The following is a 3,427-nucleotide window of genomic DNA, read 5'->3' as shown; positions in this document are numbered from 1 at the left end:
CGCCAAGATTGTTTTGAGCTTACGTGCATTGGTTCAGTCGACCGGACGCTGGGCGCAATTCTGGGACAAGATCGATCAGTTCGGTGCTCAGCCTTGCTAAGGACATTATTGAAAGGTAGCACCCCCTCAATCAGCCCGCTTGGTGAGCCGGTCTCGAACCAATAGGAACGCAGCTCGCGTTCCTGAAACAACAGCAGCAGATCAAACGGATTGTAGACGGCCTCGCCCAGCCAGTTATAGCCTTTGTACCACAGCCGAATTTCATCGCGGTCAAGATCCTGCCATTCGGGGGCGAAGACGGTGTCGACGTCTTCTTGCGTGTAGCCGCACAGCGCCGAATAGGGCGCCGAGACGGTGATGTCGCGCAGGTTATTCAGCCCCGAGAACAGGCTGACCCGGCTAAATTTGCTGACCCCGGTGATGAAGACAAAGCGCACGTCGGCCTCGCGGTCCTTGATCACCGAGTAGAGATTGCGCAACCCATCGCGCAGCTCGCGCGCCAATTCCGGACGACTGAGGTTATCGAGGATGGGCTTGTCGTATTCGTCCACCAGCACTACGGCACGCTGGCCGCTTTGTTGATGAGCCCGCCTGATCAGCTCGGCGAAACAAGCGTCGGGCTCAGGCTCGGTGCAGGTGATACCCAGCTGCGCCATAATCATCCGCAGCTGCTCGCCAATCTTGGCGTCGAGTCGCGCGCGCGAACGCACTACCCCGCCGCCGAAGCTCAGGCGAATGACCGGATAGCGCCGCGACCAGTCCCAGTCAGGATGAATCGCCAAGCCGCGAAACAGTGCCTCGTTGCCGGCAAACAGCTCGCCTATGGTGTCGATCAACAGAGACTTGCCGAAACGGCGCGGGCGCGAGAGAAAATAGAAGCTGCCCTCGTCGATCAACCGGGCGATGAAGCCGGTCTTATCAACGTAGTAATAGTCCCCCTCGCGCATCTTGGCGAAGGTTTGAATCCCAATGGGCAATTTGCGGCGGGACATCCGTGCGACTGTGGCGAGGCTGGGGTTGGGGCTGATGCAAGATGGATGGCTAAATGGCTCTACCCGCCCAACAAGGCCAACACGCGAGCGCGGCCCAGGATCAGCGCTGCACTGGTGCAAAAGCCAATCACCAACAGCACAGTGAACAGCGCGAAGAACAGCCGCTCCGACGCACGCCGATAAAACAGCTGTCCGCTCCAGTTGCCGAGCAACACCAGCGGAAACAGCAGCAGCGCTGCTCCCGCGTTCCCCAAATGCAACAGCCCGAGCCCGATCAGGGGCAGCAGCTTGAGCAGGTTCTGCACCAGCAGAAAGTCCAACTGCGCGGCGACAAAGCGCTCCTTGGTGAGCCGGTGGCGCAGAAAATAAATCGTCATTAACGGCGCACCCGAATTCGCCACCGTCTGGCTGATGCCAAGCAGGGTGCCGGCCACGAAGGTGCCGGGTACGCGCGGTGGCCCGGCACCGCCGCCAAGATTGGCAATCGGCTCGCGCCAGACCACCAGGGCCACATAAAACAGCGACAGACAGGCCACCACCACCTCCAGTCGCCGGTGGATCACATTCAGCTCGCCCGCGCTGACCAGCCACCAGAGCATGGCCGCGCCGATGACAGTGCCAACCACAGCAGCAACCAACAGGGGCTTTAACAGATCCCACCCCGCCTCGCCCCGATGCTGCCAGGCGCCGATTGCGCCCGCCGGAAGCATTAGCACCGCCGTTACCGCAAGTCCGTCGGTCGCACCGAGTGCCAGGATCATCAGCGGAGAGACCACAAAGCCACCGGTTCCCAGCCCACTGCGGGCGAACCCCATCAGCCAAGCGGCGAAAATGGCCAGCCCGGTGGCCAGCCAAGGCAAAGGTTGATCGATAAAGGTCGCGGTTAGTGACATCATGGCAAGTCGCAGGAGGAAGCCAACGGTGCAAAGACAGGCAGTTTCAGCGCCGATCAGATTCGGGTCAAGCCCAGTCCTGGTTTGGCGATTGAGTTGCCGCCGCATCAGCCAGCCATTTTCGTTCCATTCACCTTTGGTAGTGCTATGAACACCAAAAAAATCATCGAACTCATGCATCGGCAGTTCGGGGAATTCCACGGCGTTTCCGTGGAGGCGCTGCACACTCCGCTGCCCGTGTTCCGACTGTTCGAGCTGCGCGAAGGCGAGTCACTGCGCATTGGCGGCAGTGTCGCGCAAGACCGTCTGCTGGTCGTCCTCGGGCGTGCGCACATCGGCGCCGACATCTGGGATCCGGCCCGCTCGGCACAGCAGGCACTGGTGATGCCGCCATCGCCCGGGATGATCGAGATCAGCGCCATCGACGATAGCCTGCTGTGCCACCTCGACCTGGACATGCTCGACATCCTGCTCACCCAAGAGCAACTGCTGGAAACCAGTGCGCTGAGCGATCCGCGCCTGAACGCGGTGCGCCACACCGCTTTGATGCGCAAGCTGCCGCTGGAGAATGTGGAACAGGCGCTCTCCTTACTGCACGAGCAACGGCTAGAGGCTGGCGCCGAGCCGGTCAAAATGGGCCGGGAGTCCGACCACTTTTATGTGCTGGTCGAAGGCACAGCCGAGCTGTGGCGCATTGATGATGAAGAAGGTATCCCAATGAAGGCCGAGGATCTGGATCCCGGCAGCTGCTTCGGCGAGGAAGGGCTTTTGATGCGCAGCCCAAGCCCCGTCACCATTCGCCTGACCAGCGACTGCCGGCTGCTGACGCTGGGGCGCGAGGCGTTCGAACAACTGCTCGCACGGCCGATGGTGCATGAGGTCGATGTCCACATTGCCAAAACCATGCATGATCGCGGCTATGCGTTGCTCGATGTGCGCCTGGAGGAAGAATACGAGGAACAGCGCATCCCAGGCGCCCAACTGATTCCGCTCTCGCAACTCAAACAGCGCATGACTGAATTGGACACTGAACGGGAATACCTGGTGTATTGCCGCTCCGGTCGGCGCAGCTCGGTGGCGACCTTTTTGCTCGCCAAGTCAGGCTTTCGCGCCACCAATATGCAGGGCGGCATCACCGCCTGGCCCTTTGAGCGGGAAGGCGAGGAAGTCGAGGAAGTCGAGCCGGTCTGATCGGAGCCCTGGTACTTAGTTGACCCCCGCTGTCGTTAGTTTCTTATTGAACCTTGCTGCAAGCGTTGCAGGAATTTGCAGCATTCGCCACCTTGCTGATGGATAATAAACAATATGGGCATGTTATCCCGCAGCTGCTCGGTTGTCCATAGATCTTGCAGGTTTACAGCAATTCCCGCTGACCTCTGTGGCGAGCGGTTGTGATGGCCCCGATCCGCCGTTGAAAAATCAACCGGCACGCGAACACCTCGCGACAAAGAAGCGCTGTGGTACGCCCGGCTTGTTCTCACCCTCAAACGACACCTCAAGCACGATCGGTCACGGCCGGGGGGCTACGAGGTGTTGTACCCC

3 protein-coding genes are annotated in these 3,427 nt (G+C 60.3%); 1 reads left to right on the top strand and 2 read right to left on the bottom strand.

What is annotated here, in order from left to right; all coding sequences use genetic code 11:
• Positions 1-992, bottom strand: a 992-nt coding sequence (locus CKO36_RS18635; protein WP_200286408.1) for an ATP-binding protein, incomplete at its 3' end; no start/stop codon positions are given.
• A 59-nt stretch (positions 993-1,051) separates the two neighbouring features.
• Positions 1,052-1,888, bottom strand: coding sequence for a TSUP family transporter (locus tag CKO36_RS18630; RefSeq protein WP_200286407.1), 837 nt, complete (start codon positions 1,886-1,888; stop codon positions 1,052-1,054).
• Between the two features lie 144 nt (positions 1,889-2,032).
• On the opposite strand from CKO36_RS18630, the gene CKO36_RS18625 reads away from it, so the two are divergent.
• A complete protein-coding gene (locus CKO36_RS18625) occupies positions 2,033-3,076 on the top strand; it encodes a rhodanese-like domain-containing protein (RefSeq protein ID WP_200286406.1) in 1,044 nt (347 codons plus the stop codon).
• Positions 3,077-3,427: the final 351 nt, after the last annotated feature.

The sequence above is a fragment of the Rhabdochromatium marinum genome (assembly GCF_016583795.1).
Classification (GTDB): Bacteria; Pseudomonadota; Gammaproteobacteria; order Chromatiales; family Chromatiaceae; genus Rhabdochromatium; species Rhabdochromatium marinum.
Note: the sequence above shows the minus strand (reverse complement) of the source record. Positions and strands in the feature narration are given on the sequence as shown.